Annotated in this window: 15 protein-coding genes; all 15 read right to left on the bottom strand. The window is 43.5% G+C overall.

Translation table 11 applies throughout. From position 1 onward, the window contains the following. Positions 1-249: 249 nt before the first annotated feature. Positions 250-1,551 (bottom strand): ATP-binding protein, encoded by a 1,302-nt coding sequence (locus AAFN85_RS19960; protein ID WP_347529372.1) that lies wholly within the window; start codon positions 1,549-1,551, stop codon positions 250-252. Further along, positions 1,535-2,908 carry a sigma-54 dependent transcriptional regulator gene (locus AAFN85_RS19965; protein ID WP_347529373.1) on the bottom strand — a complete coding sequence of 458 codons (1,374 nt, stop codon included), beginning with the start codon at positions 2,906-2,908 and terminating at the stop codon, positions 1,535-1,537. The genes AAFN85_RS19960 and AAFN85_RS19965 overlap by 17 nt, the downstream gene beginning before the upstream one ends. A gap of 21 nt (positions 2,909-2,929) precedes the next feature. Beyond that, entirely contained in the window at positions 2,930-4,114 is a 1,185-nt protein-coding gene (locus AAFN85_RS19970) for an ABC transporter permease (protein ID WP_347529374.1), read from the bottom strand. 24 nt (positions 4,115-4,138) lie between these two features. Beyond that, positions 4,139-5,368, bottom strand: a complete 1,230-nt coding sequence (locus tag AAFN85_RS19975) for an FtsX-like permease family protein (protein ID WP_347529375.1) — start codon at positions 5,366-5,368, stop codon at positions 4,139-4,141. A 23-nt stretch (positions 5,369-5,391) separates the two neighbouring features. Next, positions 5,392-6,057: an ABC transporter ATP-binding protein gene (locus tag AAFN85_RS19980; RefSeq protein ID WP_347529376.1), complete on the bottom strand. Its 666-nt coding sequence runs from the start codon at positions 6,055-6,057 to the stop codon at positions 5,392-5,394. A 48-nt stretch (positions 6,058-6,105) separates the two neighbouring features. Beyond that, on the bottom strand, positions 6,106-7,563 hold the full coding sequence (locus AAFN85_RS19985; protein WP_347529377.1) for a TolC family protein: 1,458 nt from the start codon (positions 7,561-7,563) through the stop codon (positions 6,106-6,108). Between the two features lie 184 nt (positions 7,564-7,747). Next, on the bottom strand, positions 7,748-8,995 hold the full coding sequence (locus AAFN85_RS19990; protein WP_347529378.1) for an HlyD family efflux transporter periplasmic adaptor subunit: 1,248 nt from the start codon (positions 8,993-8,995) through the stop codon (positions 7,748-7,750). A 209-nt stretch (positions 8,996-9,204) separates the two neighbouring features. Further along, entirely contained in the window at positions 9,205-9,711 is a 507-nt protein-coding gene (locus AAFN85_RS19995) for a hypothetical protein (protein ID WP_347529379.1), read from the bottom strand. Positions 9,712-9,908: 197 nt separating this feature from the next. Continuing rightward, positions 9,909-10,691, bottom strand: a complete 783-nt coding sequence (locus AAFN85_RS20000) for an NIPSNAP family protein (RefSeq protein WP_347529380.1) — start codon at positions 10,689-10,691, stop codon at positions 9,909-9,911. 30 nt (positions 10,692-10,721) lie between these two features. Next, positions 10,722-14,939 (bottom strand): two-component regulator propeller domain-containing protein, encoded by a 4,218-nt coding sequence (locus tag AAFN85_RS20005; protein WP_347529381.1) that lies wholly within the window; start codon positions 14,937-14,939, stop codon positions 10,722-10,724. 210 nt (positions 14,940-15,149) lie between these two features. Beyond that, positions 15,150-15,920, bottom strand: coding sequence for a DUF1080 domain-containing protein (locus AAFN85_RS20010; RefSeq protein WP_347529382.1), 771 nt, complete (start codon positions 15,918-15,920; stop codon positions 15,150-15,152). A 20-nt stretch (positions 15,921-15,940) separates the two neighbouring features. Continuing rightward, on the bottom strand, positions 15,941-16,816 hold the full coding sequence (locus AAFN85_RS20015; protein WP_347529383.1) for a sugar phosphate isomerase/epimerase: 876 nt from the start codon (positions 16,814-16,816) through the stop codon (positions 15,941-15,943). A 51-nt stretch (positions 16,817-16,867) separates the two neighbouring features. Beyond that, positions 16,868-17,767 (bottom strand): TIM barrel protein, encoded by a 900-nt coding sequence (locus tag AAFN85_RS20020; RefSeq protein WP_347529384.1) that lies wholly within the window; start codon positions 17,765-17,767, stop codon positions 16,868-16,870. 25 nt (positions 17,768-17,792) lie between these two features. Next, positions 17,793-19,016: a nucleoside permease gene (locus AAFN85_RS20025; RefSeq protein WP_347529385.1), complete on the bottom strand. Its 1,224-nt coding sequence runs from the start codon at positions 19,014-19,016 to the stop codon at positions 17,793-17,795. Positions 19,017-19,031: 15 nt separating this feature from the next. Further along, positions 19,032-19,472, bottom strand: coding sequence for a c-type cytochrome (locus AAFN85_RS20030; protein WP_347529386.1), 441 nt, complete (start codon positions 19,470-19,472; stop codon positions 19,032-19,034). Positions 19,473-19,599: the final 127 nt, after the last annotated feature.

Raw genomic sequence — 19,599 nt, forward strand, 5'->3', positions numbered from 1 at the left:
TTTTCGGGGCGGCTTTTTTGTTTTGGGGATATCTAATAAAATAAGAAATCAGCCGCTCGGCTCCAGCCGAGTGGCAACTACTGAAGCGGCCTCTGGCCGCCGCGCCTGACCGAATTACAGATTATAGGCCGAAAGTAATCTATAGCTGAATTTCAATCGGTTTATTTGAGTGGTCGGCCAGAGGCCGTGGGGTAGTTGCCACTCGGCTGGAACCAAGCGGCTGTTTTGTTTTTTTATACTTTTATATTTTTACCCCCACCAAACGGCAAACTCCGTTTGCCGCTCAGCAACTGTTTTCAACGAAAACTCAAACCCATGGTTCAGCATTATTTCGCGCACCAGTGTTAAGCCTATCCCTTGCCCATCCTTTTTTGTGCTAAAAAAAGGCGTAAAAAGGTTAGTCTGCTGCTCTGGACTAATACCCTTACCTGTATCCGTAATGACCAGCTTTTTTGCCCTGATATCAATAGCAAACGTTACGGAACCCTTACCCTCAATCGCCTCAATAGCATTTTTAGTGATATTTATAAAAGCCTGTTCCAATTGCTGTTCATCAGCTAAAATAGTTATCGGCGCTTCGGGCAGATCTGAAAGTAATTCAACACCTTTTTCTCCGGCGCGGATAGCCATTAGTTTTACAACCGAATTGATCAACTTTTGCAATACGACTGGCTGTTTATTAGCTGGCGGCAATTTCACCAGATCAGCAAAGTTGCGCATAAACAGGTTGAGGTTTTGGTTCCTGTCCATAGCCACCTGCAAAGCATCTTTAATCAAATCGAAATCATGACCCTGCCAAAGCTGATCGGTTTTCATGGCCGATTGCATGATGGAGTTTACCGGGCCGATGGTGTTGTTAACTTCGTGCGCCATCATCCTGATCACCTTACCATAAACCTTCTTCTCGGCAGCAAGGATCTCGGCAGTGAGATCCTCCATCATAATAAAATGGCACGAAAAGCCCCTATCTATAAAATGTGATTTTTGGAGCTTAAAAGAGTTAATACCATCAAGTTTCACCACTATCGTTTCGCCGGATTTAAGCGCTTTGATATGAGAAAATATGGGATGGTCCAGCTCGCTTATTAACTCGCCAACCAAAGCTTTTTCCTCCATTCCGAGTGATTGCAAGGCTTTAGGGTTTACCTGCTGTATACGGTCGTCAAAATCAAGGATAATGATGCCCGTTGGCGAGGTATAGATCAGTTTTTCTAAAAAGAAATGTTGTTGTTCCTGCCGGGTGCGTTCGGTTCGTAGTTCGTCCATCATTTGGTTATATACATTGATCAGTACATCAACCTCCAGCTTGCCGGTTGTTAAAAATTTAACGTTAAAATCCTTGTCTTTTATGGCTTCCACCCCCTGCATCAGCATTTTTACGGGTAAAACAAGCTGACGGTAAAGCTGGATAGCTATGGCCGCCGAGATCAATACAAAAGCCTCGGCTATGATAAAGTAGATCTTGTTATTGATAAAAATAAACCATGCCAGCACCAGGGTAAGCAGGTGCAGCATTACCACAAATAAAATGTATTTAGTCCTCAGCTTCATCGTAAGGTATCTGGTACTTTTCCAGTCGCCGGTAAAGGGCACTGCGGGTAAGGCCTAATGCCGCGGCGGCTTTGCTTATTTTGTTTTTATGATGATCTAAGGCCCGTTTTATCATTTCAACCTCTACCTCCTCTAAAGTTAAAGTACCTACACCCGGCAACTGGATATTACCCTTTTTTACCGGCGATAATTCCAACTGCGAGCGGAAATCGTCCACACTCAACTCATCCCTCCTGCTCACCAAAATTGAGCGCTCTACCAAATTTTTCAACTGCCTGATATTTCCCGGTAAAGGTAGCTGCTGCAGCCACTTCATGGCCGATGGCGCAACGGATAGGTTTGGCCGGTTATAGATTTGCTTTAAATTATTAATAAAAAAGCTAACCAGCAAAGGGATATCCTTAGGCCGCTCGCGCAGGGCGGGCAGGTAAACGGTAATGAGGTTAATTCGGTACAACAAATCCTCGCGGAAAGTACCGCGAGATACCATCTCGTTCAGGTTTTTATTGGTAGCGCAAACCACGCGGGTATCAACGGTTTTGGTGCGGCTGCTGCCTAATACTTCGTAGGTACGATCCTGCAAAACACGGAGCAGTTTCACCTGGCTTCCGGCATCCAGATCGCCAATCTCATCTAAAAAAATGGTGCCTTTGTTGGCCATTTCAAAGCGGCCCACCCTATCAAACCGGGCATCGGTAAAAGCCCCACGGATATGGCCGAACATTTCGCTTTCAAACAGCGAGGTTGAAATGCCACCCAAATTCACCTTGATAAAAGGTTTATTTCTGCGGAGGCTGTTCTGGTGGATAGCCTCCGCAATGAGTTCCTTGCCGGTACCGCTCTCGCCCATAATCAATACCGATGCATCGGTTGAGGCTACACGACCAATGGTTTCCAAAATATCCAGCATCCGGGCATCTTCGCCTACAATGTTTTCAAAATTGTAAGTTTTATCCAGTTGCTTGCGTGTGCGGTGTTCCGTCTTTTTATCCTGCAGATCAAGCAGGGTTTTTATTGATTGGATGAGGTGCTCGTTGGTCCAGGGTTTATTAATAAAATCGTTGGCACCAAGCTTCATACCTTTTACAGCCAATTCAATGCTGCCCCAACCAGTGATGAGGATAACCGGGATGGCGCTGTTGATGGACTTGATCTTGCCAAGCAAATCCATCCCCTCACTGCCCGAAGTATCTATCGAAAAATTAAGATCAAGAATGATCAACTCGGGGGCTTTCTTCTTGATAATTTTCAGGGCTTCGGTTGGCTCGGCAGTAGCTGCGGCATCATACCCCTCGCTTTTTAACAGCAGGATAAGCGAGGTGCGTACGGCAATATCATCATCAATAACCAGTATCATAACAGGCAGGTAATATCGTAATTATTCTTCGTGTAAAGCAACAGCGGGGTAAATGGCCGCGGCCTGCTTACCGGGATAAAGTGAGCAAATAAACACCAGCAGGTAAATAAACAACGCCGATAACAAGATCCCTTCGATATAAATATTAGTTGCCAGATCGAACACGTTGAGCAACGGAAACTGCACCGCGAAGAAAACGCCCACTATTAAAGCTAAAGTTGCCAGCAACATAGCCTCGGTAACCAACTGGGCCGATACCGAGCCTCCTGTAGCACCAATAGCCCTGCGCAAACCAATTTCGCCCCTGCGCTTATTGATATTATACCAAAGCACACCGAAAAGCCCCAAAGCCACATTGATCACCAAAAATGAGCTTACAATACCCAAAATGATCATCGGGATAAGCGCGAAGTAATTGGTGCTGCGTAATTTATTGTTCAGATGCTCAATCTCAACGCTCGAATTTTTGTTGTAATTGGCGATGGTTTTGTAAAGCTTACCCTCAAATGCAGCATCCGAACCGGGAGCTACACGTACCAAAATCCGGTTCATCCACCTGTACGAGCCGGTATCGGCTCTGTAATACATACCCGGACCGGCCTTCGAATAGTCGCCATCCTTTTTTATAGTTTGGATTACGCCTACCACCCTCATTTTCTCTTTATCATCGTCGTTTCCAATCAATTTTCCAACGGCCGATTCATTACCAAAAGTTGCCGCTTTAAGATCGGCATCAATAATGATCGGCTTATTTTTACCGGCTATATCAGTTTTGTTAAACCAGCGCCCCTCAAGCAGGGTAAGCTTCAACACATCATTGTAGCCATCCTCAACCGTAAAATTGTTAATACCGTTTGTACGTTTGCCTCTAAATGTAAAAGCCCCTTGGTTAGTTTGCTGTGAAAAAGGGATGTTACCACTGGTGTAACTTATCTCCTTTACCTGGGGCAATGATTTAATGTTTTGTCGCAAGGCTTCGTAATATAACTTTAACGAATCGGCGTTTTTGATATCCGCGTTGCTTTCGTAGTTAACAACCCATACATTGTTATAATCAAGCCCCATTGGCTTTTTGTAATTTTCGTAATAGAACATCATCAGGGTAAATACCGCGAACAGTACCAGGAAGGATACCAGCATCTCGGTGATGAGCAAAAAGTTTTGTTTCTTTTTGTTCCAGATGAGTTTAAATAAATGCTTAAACATAATATTTTAATAAGTGATGAATAATTATTGAGCTTTAAGCGCTGTAACCACATTTAATTTAGACATGCGCCAGGCCGGGTAAACGCCCGATACAAAACCAAAAACCACGCACAGCAACACGCCGATAAACAGCACCGTAAAGTTGATAGTAAGCTCGAGGTTGGCGATCAGATCAGCATGGTTAATTGCATACAAAACTATACCGGCCAACACCGTACCAAGGATGCCCCCTAAAATTGTGAGAATGAGGTTCTCGACAATAAATTGATAAACCAACGTTTTTGACGAGGCCCCGAAAGCTTTACGCACCCCAATTTCCGACGAACGCTCCATAATCCGGGTGATATTAATATTGACCAGGTTAAGCGTTGGCAACAGTGTAAATATGAAAACGAATATACTGATGGCCGTAACCACAATCATTACGCCCGATTTACCATCGTTACCGGTATCCAGGAAGGCATACAGAAATGTGTTGGCATGGCTATGGATCTGGGTATAATCTTTACGCTCTGGAGGAATCCGTTTTACGAGGGCCTCGTACTCTTCGTGCATTTTAGGCACATCACTTGCAGAGTTTGCCAGCAACACGCCCATATAACCGCCAGAATATCCTTTGCTTTTATAGTCGCCCCCTTTTGATATTGTATAGGGTAAATAAATATCACTATAAAACATGTAATCGGTAACAGGCACGCTTTTGACTACCCCAAGCACACGATAGTTTACGTTATCGGCTTCGATGTATTTGCCAACCACCGGGCCAACATCACCAAAATATTGTTTTTTGATATCTTCAGATATGATAGCCACCCTATCGGCATGGTCTACCTGTTGCTTGTTAAAGCCTTTGCCTTCAACAAAATCAAAATCGAGTACATCCCAATATTCGGCATTAGTATATTTATAGTTTAACGCTATTTTCTTGTTGTTTACATAGGTGTTGGTACCATTAAACATGGATGATATGGCCACCTTAACCGGCGTTTTCATTTTACCTGTAAAATGGCTCAGATAATAGTACGACATAGTGCCCGACATCATCCCATCCTTACTCCGCTGCTCCAACCTATTGATGTAAAGCAGACGGTCGCGTTTTTTATCGGGATAATTATCGTTTAAAACTTTATCAACAAAAGCGGTTAATACCAATAAGATAGTTAGTGTAAAGCTGATACCGAACAGGCTTATAAACGTGAAAAACTTATTCCGTTTAAATACCGCTATGGCTATTTTAAAATAATTTTTAAGCATAATAGTTTGTTTAACGCGGTGAATTACAAAACCTGGGCACCATCAAAAAGGCGCACCAAACGGTGGGTTTTATGGGCCATATTTTCATCGTGAGTAACCATTACTATGGTGGTGCCATCGTTACGGTTTAGGTTGATGAGAATATCCATAATCTCATTACCCATGGCGCTATCCAGGTTACCGGTAGGCTCATCGGCCAGGATAATTTCCGGTCTGCCTACAATGGCCCTTGCTATGGCCACGCGCTGTCTTTGACCGCCGGATAATTGTGTTGGGAAATGTTTTAGCCGATTAGCCAATCCCACTTTCTCCAAAGCTTCGGCAGCCAGTTCGCGGCGTTGTTTGGCTGTTGTGTCGCGGTAAAGCAGTGGCAACTCCACGTTGTCCAATACCTGCAGATCGTTAATGAGGTGATAGCTTTGAAAAATGAATCCCAGCTTTTTGTTTCGGAACGCCGCCAGTTGCTTATCGTTCATGCCTTCGGTTTTCTGGTCGTCAATCCTGATCTCGCCTTTTGATGGCGCATCCAGCAGGCCCATAATGTTAAGCAGGGTACTTTTGCCACAGCCAGAGGGGCCCATGATGGATAAAAACTCACCTTTGGCTATATCAAGGCTCACACTGTTGAGGGCCAGGGTTTCGATGGTATCGGTGCGGTAAACCTTTTCAATGTTTTGTAAACGGATCATAATATAAATGTCGATTTTTGAATTAGTGATTGAGTGAATTGTGGTTTGTTAGTTATAGGTGATTTTTTTGTTTGTTTCAAAGTCGTAGAGCGAAAGGTAGCGCAATTGGTAATAGGCTCCCCAAAAATCGCGGAGGGCAGACACGTAATCGCGCTGGGCCTGGTCGTTTTCTCGGAAGGCAATGCCGAGGTCGGTAATGCTTAAGTCTCCTAAAACATAGCGTTCGCGGGCTATCTGGTATTTTTCACCTGCTATGCTATCGGCTTTGGCGGTATAAACCAGTTGCTCTTTCATTACATTAAATAGCGATACCTGTGTTACTATCTGCTGCTTAAAAGTTTGCTTATCCTGCTCCACCGAGTACTCAGTAAATTGCTGATTGGCCAAAGCCGTTTTAGCCCGCGACTTTGATCTGCCCCAATCCAATATCGGCACTGATAACTGTACTTGCAGCAACTGCTGATTTTGCGGGTTCTTGTACACATCCGGGATGTTGGTGGCCGTATTCGAGAAACCAAGATTAGCAGTCAGTGTAGCCGTTAAACCATTTTGCCCCTTAGCTTTGGCTACATCGCGCTTTGCTTCGGCCAGCCTGCGCGAAAAAGCGATAGCATCCGAGCGGTTGGCATAAGCTTCGGCCAGTACCTTTTCTGATGATACGATCATACTGCTTATGTTTTTCGGCACTTCCAATACAATTTTATCGTCGCCCTCTTGCCCGGTAAAACTGCGCAGGTTAAGGGTTGCTATCTCCATATCTCGTCGAGCTGTGCCCACCGCTTTTTGCGCGTTGATCTGCTCCAGTTGCAATTGCAATATTTCGTTTTTAGATACCTTGCCCAATTCATATTTCAGGTTGGCAACTTTCAGAATCTTTTCGGTATTTATTAGGTTGGTTTCGGCAATTTTAAGATTTACCTGGGCCAGCAACAGATCGAAAAAGTAGCCTTCCACATCAATGGCAATCTTCTCCTGCGCCTCGATGTAGGCTTGTTTGCTTTCGTTAAATTTTAAAGGCTCTATCTTTTTGTCCCACTTCAGACTGTTAAACTGAAACAGCGGCTGCGAATAGCCGATACCATATGGTATACCATTGTACAATACATTATGCCTATCGAAATCGTCAAAGCGTTGCAACTGGGTTGTGCCATAAATAGTACCACCCGTAGCCGTAATACTCTGGCTAAAATTAAGCGCCAGCGATGAGTTATCGTTATGCACCGGTTGGAACAGTATAGTACCATCCGGCTGCTGCACCTGGGTAAATGTTTTGGTATAACCGGGTAAAATACCACTTAAGGCCAGTTGGGGTTGATAGTTTGATTTATAGGTGCGGTATTCCCAATACTTGGTTTCGCGCACGGTGGCCGCCTGTTTGGCCGCTATGGAATTGGCCTTGGCCAGCTCAACCACCTGCTGCAAGGTTAGCCGCAGGGTATCGCTACCACTGCGGGCTAACGCAGTTGTGGTTAAGGTTGATAGTAATATGATGTATAAATATTTCATTGTTAATGTCTTTTTTTAAACCTCGCTATTGTTGGCGCCCGCCGTTGTTGGTGTTGTCACCAACAACTTTTCGAAGCCCGATGATTGTCTCCTCACGATAACCCGCGTTCCTGTGCGTGGCGTATAGCTGTTGGTGACAACACCAACAGCGGCGGAACACCAACAGCGGCGGAGTACAAAATTTTTAATTTTTCACCGTCACTTCCTTCGAGTTTTTATACTCACTCATATCTGATGTGATCACTACATCGCCGGGTTTCACCCCGCTTTCTATCTCCACAAAATCAAAATTGGTAAGACCGATGTGTACTGTCCGCCTTTCTGCTTTGCCGTTGTTCAGCACAAAAATGTCTTGCACTGTCGGCCCTTTAAATGCCGGACCATTAGCTACACGCATAATTTTGCTGTGCATGGCCGTCACTAAAAACACGTCCACTTTCATATTGGGGCGTAGTAGTTTGCTGGCGCGATCATCCAGTTGCACCTCGAACGAGATAATACTGTTTTGTACCGATGGGGATACGTTACTTACATGCCCTCTAAGCTGCGCATCGTTAATGCGGACGATAACAGGAAGGCCACTATGCACCTGATCGGCAGAGTTATCCGAGATACTTCCCTGAATCTTAAAACTACCCAGATCGGCAATACGGGCAAGCGTTTCGCCCTCATGAATGGTGGCGCCTATGTTTTTGTTTACGTAAGTTACCACCCCGGCACGGGTAGCAATTACATTGGCAAGGTCAAGTTTACGTTGCAGTGCGTTCAGGTCATTTTGCTGGATATCGGCAGCTATCTGCGCTTCCCTGATCTCGATCTGCATGGTTTGCTGCTTGCTTTTGATCTCGTTTTCCAACTGCTTTTTTTCCAGTTGGGCTACTTTCAGGTTTAGTTCGGCTTGTTCAATACCTTCGCGGGTGCCGCCGCCTGCTTTATACAATCGCTTGGCGTTTTCAACGGCATCGGCAAGGTTGCTGATGCGTAGTTGTTTGATATCGTTATTGGATTTAATATCGTAGAAACTTTTATCCAGATCGAGTTTGGATTTAGCTATCTCTGCCCGCTTGGTTTCGAGCTGAAATTTCTGTTTTTCAAAATCGGTTTGGGTGGCCGATTTATCCAGCGTCAATAACGACTGACCGGGTTTTACTTTGTTCCCGGCATCCGCCAACGCACTTTTTATCGACGCGTTGATGGGGCTGGTAATGATCTCTTCAAACTCAGGTAAAACTTCACCGCTGGCGTTGAGGGTATTTTCGATATTGCCTACTTCAACCGTGGCAACAGTAATTTCAGAGCGGTTGATAGATGATTTGATGTATCCACGTAAAAGCCATATGGCAAATACAAGTACTGCAATAACTATGACGACAACCAACGCCGTTTTTTTGCGTTTGGCCGAGGTAACTTCGAGCGCGATCTCCTTATCCATTGTGATAATTTTGGATAAGAGTTTGCAAGAGCTATACCAATATTAAAACACTAAATATCAACAAATTAAACAAATTAAATTTTAAAAAAGTGGTCGATATCGGACAAATATTTCGTTTCCGAACCGTAGCCGTATCCTGCCGATAGCCCTAAAAAAAGGCAAAAAAAAAAGCGCTGTGTACACAGCGCTTTCAATCATTATACTTTAGCTTAGTTAACCTTAACGCTAAACTTTCCATTGGTAACGGCTTTATGTTTGGCTGTTCCCATATCGTCGCCAACAGTATTGGTCAGGTTGCCTTTAAATGTTCCCTGGTAAGTGTTAACGGAGGCCGAGGTAATGCTAACCGTAACTATTTTGGCAGGATCAGCAACTTCATCGTCATTAAAATAATCGTCGTCTTTTGTCGAGATCAGCAAAATCGGCTTATCATCATCGCTGACAGCTGTTGAGGTGTAGGTTTTACCGGTTGTAATGTTGCCGGCCAAAGTGATTGACAAGGTATCTTTGCCATTTGTACCTTCAATATTGGTAAAAGTTTTGCCATCAACAACGGCATGTACGGCCACAACATTGGCATAATTAATAGTGGTACCATCTACTGTTGCAGATAAGGTTCCGGTAACGGCCGGATCATTCGTTTCTTTATCACATGAACTTAATACAAACGTGCAGGCTATAAAAGCTAATAACAGGGCAGGTTTCCTGATCTTCATCTTAATTTAAGGATTATATAGTTAATAATTAATATTTGTAACACGATACGTGTATTTGCACCTGTATGTTACAATATTTTTTATTATTTATTCCTATTAAGAAACAGCTCGGGGTAATTATTCACAAATCAAGTTTGATAAACATCTATTCTTAAAATTTACTTTTAATTAAACAAGCTTAATAATACCCCTGTTAATTAAAAGTCGGAATAGTTTGCCGGGCGCAGAAAAATGATATCCGCATGCGATACATTATGCTGGTACTCAGCCTTGGCCGATAAAGTTTTCCAGTAGGCATCGTTGTTAAAAGCAGTCCAATGTTTATCCCTGTCTTCCATGTTGTTAAAGGTGGTCATGTACATCAGGTTGGGCATATGGCTGCCGGCTATCACCTCCGAATAAAATACAGCGTTAAAGCCCAAACGTTTAAAAAGGCCTATCTCATCGCCTACGTTAAACATGGTTACTTTGTTTACGTTATATTTTTCGGTCGGACTTTCGTAGCTTCTCAACTCGTAAACGCGATCGGTTTTGTTGGCAGTTAAATTAGGTACATCTGTTGATGGCATACCGGGGAAAGCCTGAAGAATAATGGTTTCTATACGGGTGTATGGTTGTTCGTTATAAGCAGCATCAATGTAATCCTTGCCATCGGCAGCGTATGCGGCATCTGCCTGTAGCTTTTGATCTATCCCCATCAGCTTATCCCATGATGTAAAAGGTGTAAACACATAAATAAGCCTGGCGGTATCAACTTGCTTAACAGGCTTAAAAACGCCCACATTTTTTATACCTGCCCTATGCGCCGCCGGAACGTAGGCTTGCTGAAGATAATGTTCAATTTTATCTTCCTGCGCCTGGGTTTTATAATGATATATTTTAAGCTGATAATAATTACGCGGAGGAGCCGCCGCTAAAGATGATGATACAACAAAAAAGAAAGCTACAGAAGCTACAAAATACTTTACATGAGGGTTCATAATGGCTGTTATTTACCCGTAAATATAGGCTCAATTAAGCAAACTTGTATTTTGTCCGTTGATGTATTTGCCCCATTTTTCAAGCATTTCCATCAGGTCGGATAGCTTCATGGGTTTGCTCAGGTAATCGTTCATTCCGGCATCAAGGCAGGCCTGGCGGTCTTCGGGCATGGCATTGGCCGTCATAGCTATAATAACCGGCTGCTCGTGCATGTTACCGCGGATAAAGCTGGTTGTCTCCAGCCCGTCCATTTCGGGCATTTGCACATCCATTAGTATCAGGTTGTAATGCTTGTTTGTCATGGCGTTTAAGGCGACATGTCCGTTCTCGGCTATATCAGGATGGTACCCCATCTTGGTTAACATATGCACAGCTAATTTCTGGTTGATCAGGTTATCCTCAGCAATAAGGATCTGCATAGGATAATTTTTAGCAAACTCGGTAGTAAAGGCTGTTTGTACCGGTTGGTATTCAGTTTTGATACCGCTACCAGCCTTTAGTTGTTCAACAATATGCTTGTGCAGCAGATTATGTTTGGTTGGCTTGGTTAGCACGGCATTAAACACCTTATCTTCTCGTTTGCTTTGCTCACTCCCTATCGAGCTTAGCAATAAAATAGGCATCTCAGGAAATTTCTTTCGTACCTCAATGGCCAATTCCAGGCCATCCATCTCGGGCATGCTCATATCGGTTATCAGCATGTCTACGGGGTGGTCCTTTTTATCAAGCACCTTAAGCGCTTCCCGGCCGGTGGCTACAACTATCGGATCGTACTTCCATTGCTTTAATTGCGTATCAATGATATCGCGATTGGTGGCGTTATCATCTACAAATAAGATGCGCTTGTTCTCCAATTCGGTAAGGTTGAGGTAAACATAGTTACGTTTTACCCGCTGCCCCACTTTTGATTTAATGGTGAACGAAAACACCGTTCCCCTGCCTACTTCGCTTTTCACAGCAATCTCACCGCCCATCAATTTAATGAGCTTTTCGCTAATGGCTAACCCTAACCCGGTACCGCCATACTTACGTGTAGTTCCCGAGTCAACTTGAGAGAAAGGTTTAAACAGCCGTTCGAGTTTATCGTCAGGAATGCCTATTCCGGTATCCCTGATCTTGAACTCCAATTCCAGATCATCCCCCTCCTGCTCTTTCACCCCAACTCCGATAAAAACTTCGCCCTGTGTGGTGAACTTAACGGCATTGCCCACCAGGTTAATGAGCACCTGCCGCAGGCGCAATGAATCTGATATTACCTGTACCGGTACATTATGCTCCACCTGGTAAACCAGATCGAGGTTTAGTCGTGAAGCCTTTTCGGCAAACACATCCAGTACGCCTTCAATGCAATCGCGCAGATCAAAATCCTCCTCATCCAGCTCCATATTGCCCGATTCTATTTTGGAGAAATCGAGGATATCATTAATTACCGTTAGCAGCGCGTCGCCGCAATTTTTTATGGTTTCGGTGTATTCTTCTTGTTCGGGATTAAGCTTTGTGCTGGCCAGCAGCGTAGCCATACCAATAACACCATTCATCGGTGTACGGATCTCGTGGCTCATAGTGGCAAGGAAAATGCTCTTGGCTTTGTTGGCGTTTTCGGCTTCTTCACGGGCCTTTTCACTGGCTTTACGGGCAAGGCGTTCGTTGGCTGTCATTTGTACCAGGCTTTCGGTACGTTCTTTTACCTGACGTTCCAGTACCGTTTTCTGCGCTTTAAGGTATTTCACGCGGTACCTGAAAACAAAAACAACCAGCCCTATTATCGCAATGGCAGCTATCAATTTAAACCACCATGTTAACCAAAACGGAGGCACAATAGTAATTTTCAAACCCTCGGTAACCGGCGACCATAAGCCTGCCGAGTTTTGATACCTTAACTTAAAAACATAATCACCGGGAGGCAAATTGGTGTACGACGCCGTGTTACGGCTACCTACATTGTTCCACTCTCTATCAAAATTTTCAAGGATGTAACTGTAATTCTTTTTATCAGGCGATGAGTAATCAAGCGCCGCGAACTGCAAAGTAACCACCGATTGCTTATAGGAAAGATTAACGGATGTGGCCGAAGAAATATCCTCTTTTAAAGGCGATGGATCACGGGCATCACGGGCAATTTTCACCATTTTATTAAACAGTTGAAAGTTGGTTATCACCAGCGGCATAAAGCCCGAAGGTTTCAGGATATTTTGCGGATCGACTAAATTAAATCCGTTTATCCCACCAAAAAAGATCCTGCTATCCCGTGTTTGCAGTGCCGAGTGCGATTTAAACTCCTCGTTCTGGATCCCATCTTCAATAGTATAATTTTTAAAAGTATGTTTAACCGGATCATAATTTGATAAACCGTTGTTAGTACTTACCCAGATGGTTCCCAGTTTATCCTCGCGCACGGCATAGATCACATCACTTGGCAAACCATCTTTAGTAGTAAAAACCGTAAAATGTTTAGTGATCGGGTTAAACAGGTTCAAGCCTGATAAAGTACTGATCCAGATGCGGCCCTTGCTATCCTCAAACAAATCGGGGATGCTGTTATTGCTGATACTATTTCGTTTTTCATCATGTTGAAAGCGGGTGAACGTTCCGGTTTTGCGGTCCATCAGGTTTAGTCCGGCATCAAAAGTACCCACCCACAGGTTATCAGCTTTGTCCTCGAGTAAAGCATAAACCCTATCACTGCTGATACTTTTAGGATCGTTAGGATCATATTTGAAAGCGGAGAACGTATTCGATTTTTCATCGTACAGATCCAAACCTCCGTTGTAAGTACCTACCCAGATCCTGTTATCGCGGGTTTGGGTGAGGGCGTAGATATTGTTATTGCTCAGGCTGCCTGGCTTTGTAGCGTCGTGTTTAAAGTTGGTGAACTTGCCGGTAGTGGTATTAAATCTACCTAAACCATCGGCCCAGGTACCTATCCAATAGTTGTTTTTATAATCCTGAATAATGTTTAAAACGTAATTACCCACCAGGCTATTTGCATTGCCGGGTTGCTGTATGAAATGTTTAACCGTTCCATCTTTATTAAACACATTAACGCCCCCACCATCAGTGCCTACCCAGATACTACCGTTCTGATCTTCGTGAAAACAAAGCACAAAATTATTGGCCAGGCTGTTTGGCGATGAATTATGCCTGTAATGCGGAAAGCTTTCGGTACTGCGTTTGTAAAGGTTGATACCACCGCTAAAAGCGCCCAGCCACATATTCCCCATCCTATCGCGGCAAATGCTGTAAAGGGTATTACCGTTAATACTGCTCCGGTCAATATCATCATGTTTATGGCTGGTAATTTTTCCTGTTTCGGGATTTAGAATATTAAAGCCGCTATTCTCCGCTCCTATCCACAGGTTATTGTTCAGATCCATCCCGAGCGCCAAAACGGTATTGCCCGATATGGTGTTGGGATCTTTATCATCGTGCCGATACCATTTAAAGTTACCTTTAGCCTGGTCAAATAAACTTAGCCCGCCATCTTCGGTACCTACCCAAATTCGGTGCGCGTTATCTTCATAGATCACACTTACATAGCTGCCCGAAAGGCTGGTATTATCGCCGGGAACATTATGATACCTTTTAAAAGTACCATTACTTCGGTTAAAAAGGTTAAGGCCCGCGCTCAAAGTGCCAACCCATAGGCGTTGCTGCGAATCTTCAGTTATGGCAGTTACATCATCATCGCTTAAGGACTTCAGATCGGCCTCATTGTGCTTGTAGTGGGTGAATTTATTATGTTGAATATCAAACTTGTCCAACCCGCCCTTTTGGCTACCTATCCATAAAAAACCATCATGATCAAATATCAGCTTGTTAACAAAATTGCTGGAGATACTGTTGGGATTAGCATTATCGTGAAAATAGTGCGAAAAGCGCCCAGTTTTACGATCAAGCTTATTAAGGCCGAAAAGCGTTGCCAGCCAGATATTGCCATCCTTATCCTCGGCAATATCCGATACCAGGTTACTGCTTAACGAATTATCATCCTGGATACTGTGTTTGTATATCGCAAAGCTGTAACCATCATAGCGGTTAAGACCATCGCGGGTACCGATCCACATAAAACCCTTGCTATCCTGCTTAATAACGCTCACATTTATTTGCGATAAGCCTTCACGGGTACCTATGTGTTCAAACTTCAGGTTCCGCTCCTGCGCAAACGCGTTCCCACTCAAAAAAATGGCGAACGCGGCAAATAAATATCTAAAACTGCGCACTATGCGGCCGGTATCGATCTTTAACAACAATGAAAAATTATTTCTCCGCTAAGGCCGGAGTATGGTTTATAATTAGGTTTATACGGCTGTGGTATTTATAAGTTTAAGATATGTAATAAATTAGCTACAATCAAGCTAAGGCCTTATTTTATTGCCGAAATGATAAAAAAGTATCATAAAAAAAGCCCCCCGGTAAATGCCGGAGGGCTTGAAAATATTTTAATTATAAATAAGAGCTTACAACTCCCTTACCCAAATATTACGGAAGCTAAGCGGCTCGCTTTTATCGCCATGAGCTTGTAATTTAATTGGCGATGGACCGTGTTTTTTACCTTCGTAAGATGGTTTGCCAATGTATTGAGTTGGACCCAACAATTCGAAGTTGTTTTCAACAATTACACCGTTAAAAAACACAGTAGCACGCGCTGCCGATTTTAATGAGCCGTCTTCGTTGTAAACCGGAGCAGTCCAGATCACGTCATAGATGTTCCATTCGCCTGGTTTGCGGCCTGGGTTTGCCAATGGGATAGCTTGTTTGTACAAGCTGCCTGCCATACCGTTAACATAAGTTTTGTTCTCGTACGAATCCAAAACCTGTAACTCGTAACCATCATCGCCTTTACCTATTGAGGCTAAGAACACGCCGCTGTTACCGCGGGCCTGGCCACTGCCGGTAATGCTTGCAGGTACTTTCCACTCAATGTGTAACTGGTAGTTGGTGAAAGCTTTTTTAGTTTCGATGTTACCGGTTGATTTATTTACGGTAAGTACATCACCTTTAACCAGCCATTTAGCCGGGGTTTTATCTTCAACAGAAACCCACTCATCAAGACCTTTGCCGTTGAATAATACAATAGCATCTGATGGTGCATCGCCTAAGTTTTTACCAGGGGTAACAACTTTAGGGATCGGCTCCCAGATCTCGGTATCTTCGGGTTTCGCGTTTTGCGCGTTTGCCATAAAGCAGCTTCCTGCTAAAAGGGCGGTTAGTATCAAAGGATATTTCATCTCTGTTTGATTTAATTGGTTTAAACGTGAAGTGTATCTTTCAGGTAAGTAGCACTTTTAGCGATGCTTACATAAGGATCGATGTTGGTAAAATTCTCCTGCTCAACAATAAAGTGTTTAATGCCTGCAAGTTTGGCTTTACCTAATATGGTTTTAAAGTCGATATTACCGTTACCAATCTCTGTGTTTAGTTCATCGTTGGTTTTATCACGGTCTTTAATGTGTACAAATTCAAAGCGACCAGGGTGTTTGCTGAAAATTTCAACCGGGTCTTTACCTGCACGTACTACCCAGTAAATATCCATTTCCATAGCTACCAGCTTAGGATCAGTGTTGTTCAATACCACATCGTAAAAAGTAGTATCGCCTACCGGAGCCCACTCAAAGTTGTGGTTATGGTAACCTAATTTCAAGCCCGATTTTTTCAGGATCTCGGCAATCTTGTTCATCTTATCGGCCACGCCTTTGCAATCATCAACAGTTTTGATAAAGTTGTGATTTAAAGCCGGGATAATGATGTGCGATTGACCGATGGTGTTAGCCACCTCGATATAAGCATTTAGATCGTCGGTTTTGCCTGAGCCTAAATACTCATCCAAACCATAGTGACCGCTTGCAGTAGTTAAGCCGTTATCTTTCAACAACTGACTAAACTCTTTGCCTTTTAAGCCCCAATAGCCTGTTTCCTTGTTAAAACCGAAAGTTTCAACTTCATTGTAACCGGCTTTGGCTACCTGGCCAATAACGCCTTTTACATCTTTTGGTAACTGATCGCGCAGGCTATACAATTGCAGGCCCACTTTATTTGAAGCTTTGGCCGAAACCAACTTCGGTGCAAGCATTGCGCCTGCTGCCATTAATCCGGCTTGTGCTAAAAATGTTCTTCTGGTTGTCATGTATTTGTTTTAGTTAGTTTAGCTTTTTAGAGTGATAAGGTGATGTAAGGTTTAAACATCACAAATATGTACCGCTTTTTTAAGCGAAGCTAATTTGTCTTTTTGTTTTGGGATAAACTCCTGCGCTACAAAACCCTTATGCCCTACCTCAACAATGGCACGCATAATGGCCGGGTAGTAAAGTTCCTGTGTTTCGTCGATCTCGTTACGACCGGGAACACCACCGGTATGGTAGTGCGCTATGTACTGATGATTAGCGCGGATATTGCGGATCACATCGCCTTCATCTATCTGCATATGATAAATATCATACAACAGTTTAAAATTTTCAGAGCCTAAGCGGCGGCATAGTTCCGCGCCCCACTCTACCCTGTCGCACTGGTAATCTTTATGGTCAATTTTGCTGTTCAGCAATTCCATTACCAGTACTACGTTGTGTTTTTCGGCAAGGGCAACCATGGGTTTCAAGCCCTCAACGCAATTGTTCCAGCCTTCCTCGTCGGTTTTACCGCGACGGCTACCGCTAAAGCAGATCAGGTTTTTATAACCGGCTTCGGCTACCAGCGGGATCATTTTGGCGTAGTTTTCATGCAGCTTGGCATGAAACTGTTTATCGCCAAAACCATCGGTCAAATTAATTTCGGCACCGTTACACATGGATGAGAACAGGCCATATTTTTTTAAGGTAGGCCAATCTGAAGGGCCAACCAGGTCGATACCTTTAATGCCGATATCTTTGGCGGCTGCGCAAAGCTGCTCTACAGAAATACTATCATAGCACCAGCGGCATACCGCGTGGTTAATATTGCCTTTTAGTTTATCAGCAACCTGCATATCTTGTTTTTCGGTTTCGGTGGTTGTAAATGATGATAATACGCCCGACGCGCCAATTGCGGCCGTGCCCGCGATCATGCTTTTAATAGCCGAACGCCTGTTTTGGTTTGATGACATGGTTAATTCAGTTTATACTGGTAAATTATGCAGACTTATCCCTTTTTTCTTTAAACGACAGGAAGAACAACAGGAATACCGCTCCTGCTATAGATGCCGGGATCAGCCAGATCATTTTCCAATCGTGACCTGATGGACCGTTGTAGCTATCAGATATTTTACCTGCCACATAAAAGCCTATCAGCATACCAACGCCATAAGTAGCCAGGGTGATCATACCCTGTGCAGCACTTTTGTATTGTGCGCCAGCCCTTGCATCGGTATAGATTTGACCGGATACAAAGAAAAAGTCGTAACAAACACCGTGTAATGCCAGGCCGATAAGCAGCATAAAGCTTAGATCGCCCGCGTTACCGTAAGCGAATAAAACGTAACGCACAGCCCAGGCCAACATACCAACCAATATTGTCCACTTGAAGCCTGCTTTTTTAAAGAAGATAGGCAAACAAAGCAGGAACAATAACTCAGAGATTTGGCCAATGGTCATCTTACCGGTTGGGTTATCCATCTTAATATCGGTAAGGAAGCTGTTTGCATTTTGATAGTAAAATGCCAGCGGAATACAGATCAGGATCGAAGCAACAAAAAAGATAGCGTAGTTAGGATCCTTAAGTAATTTTAAGGCATCCAAGCCAAGTACCTGGCTGATGGTTACTTTTTCGCCTTTAGCAACCTTTGGTGGTGTTGCAGGCAAAGTGAAGCTGAAAACACCTAATACAGCCGAAGCAATACCTGCCATAAGGAAGGTGTTTTTCAACATACCTTTACCTATTCCATCCGGAGAATCCCAGTGGAAAAGAAAACTGATAGCCAAACCGGCAATGATCCAGCCAGCTGTACCAAAAACCCTTATTGATGAAAACTCCGTTTCAGGATCATTCATCTGGTTAAAAGATACCGAGTTTACCAATGCCAATGTTGGCATGTACAACACCATGTAACCTAACACATAGGGATAAAATACAGAAACATCAGTAGCCGAGTACATTTGATACATCAACACCGCGCCAATAAGGTGCAGCACACCTAATATTTTCTCGGCATTGAAATATTTATCGGCAATTAAGCCGATAATAAATGGAGCGATAATAGCGCCCCATGATTGAGTAGAAAATACTTCGCCTGATTGCGCGCCGGTGGCATGCAGCGATTTATCTAAAAAAGTACCTAAAGTTACGAACCATGCGCCCCAGATAAAAAACTCCAGGAACATCATGAACGATAGTTTTGATCTTATCCCTATGGTCATGAAAATTTTATTTGATTATTTTTTTGTTGATAAAATGTATTTAACAATTTCCTTAGCATCAGCCTCAGGCAATGAAGGGTGCGGAGTCATGGCAATGTTACCCCAGTTACCGCTGCCACCACTGATGATCTTTTTAGCTAACATTTCGATATTAGCATCTGAAGCATCGTATTTAGCCGCAATTTCCTGGAATGCAGGGCCGATAACTTTGGTATCAACTTTATGGCAAGTGCTGCAATCTAAAGTTGCGATCAGTTTTTCGCCGGTTGAAGAGCCTGCAGAACCACCAGCCGATTCGGTACCTGTTTTTTGAACAACGGTATCAGCATCAGAGTTAGCTGCTTTTGCGCTTTCGTTTACCGATTTGGTACTATCGCTACCGCCGGTGTTTGATGAATTTCCGCCGCATGCAGCAAATACTGCACTGATACCAAGAATAATGAATACTTTTTTCATAAAAGTTTAATTGTGGTTTTCGATAATAACCTAACAGAAAATCTGCTTATTAATAAAGCTCTTATAGGTTATCATCATTTAATTTTAATTGGGTTGGTTAATCAGGCGAAAAATACAACTTTTTATC

The organism is Mucilaginibacter sp. CAU 1740, from assembly GCF_039839285.1.
Taxonomy (GTDB): Bacteria; Bacteroidota; Bacteroidia; order Sphingobacteriales; family Sphingobacteriaceae; genus Mucilaginibacter.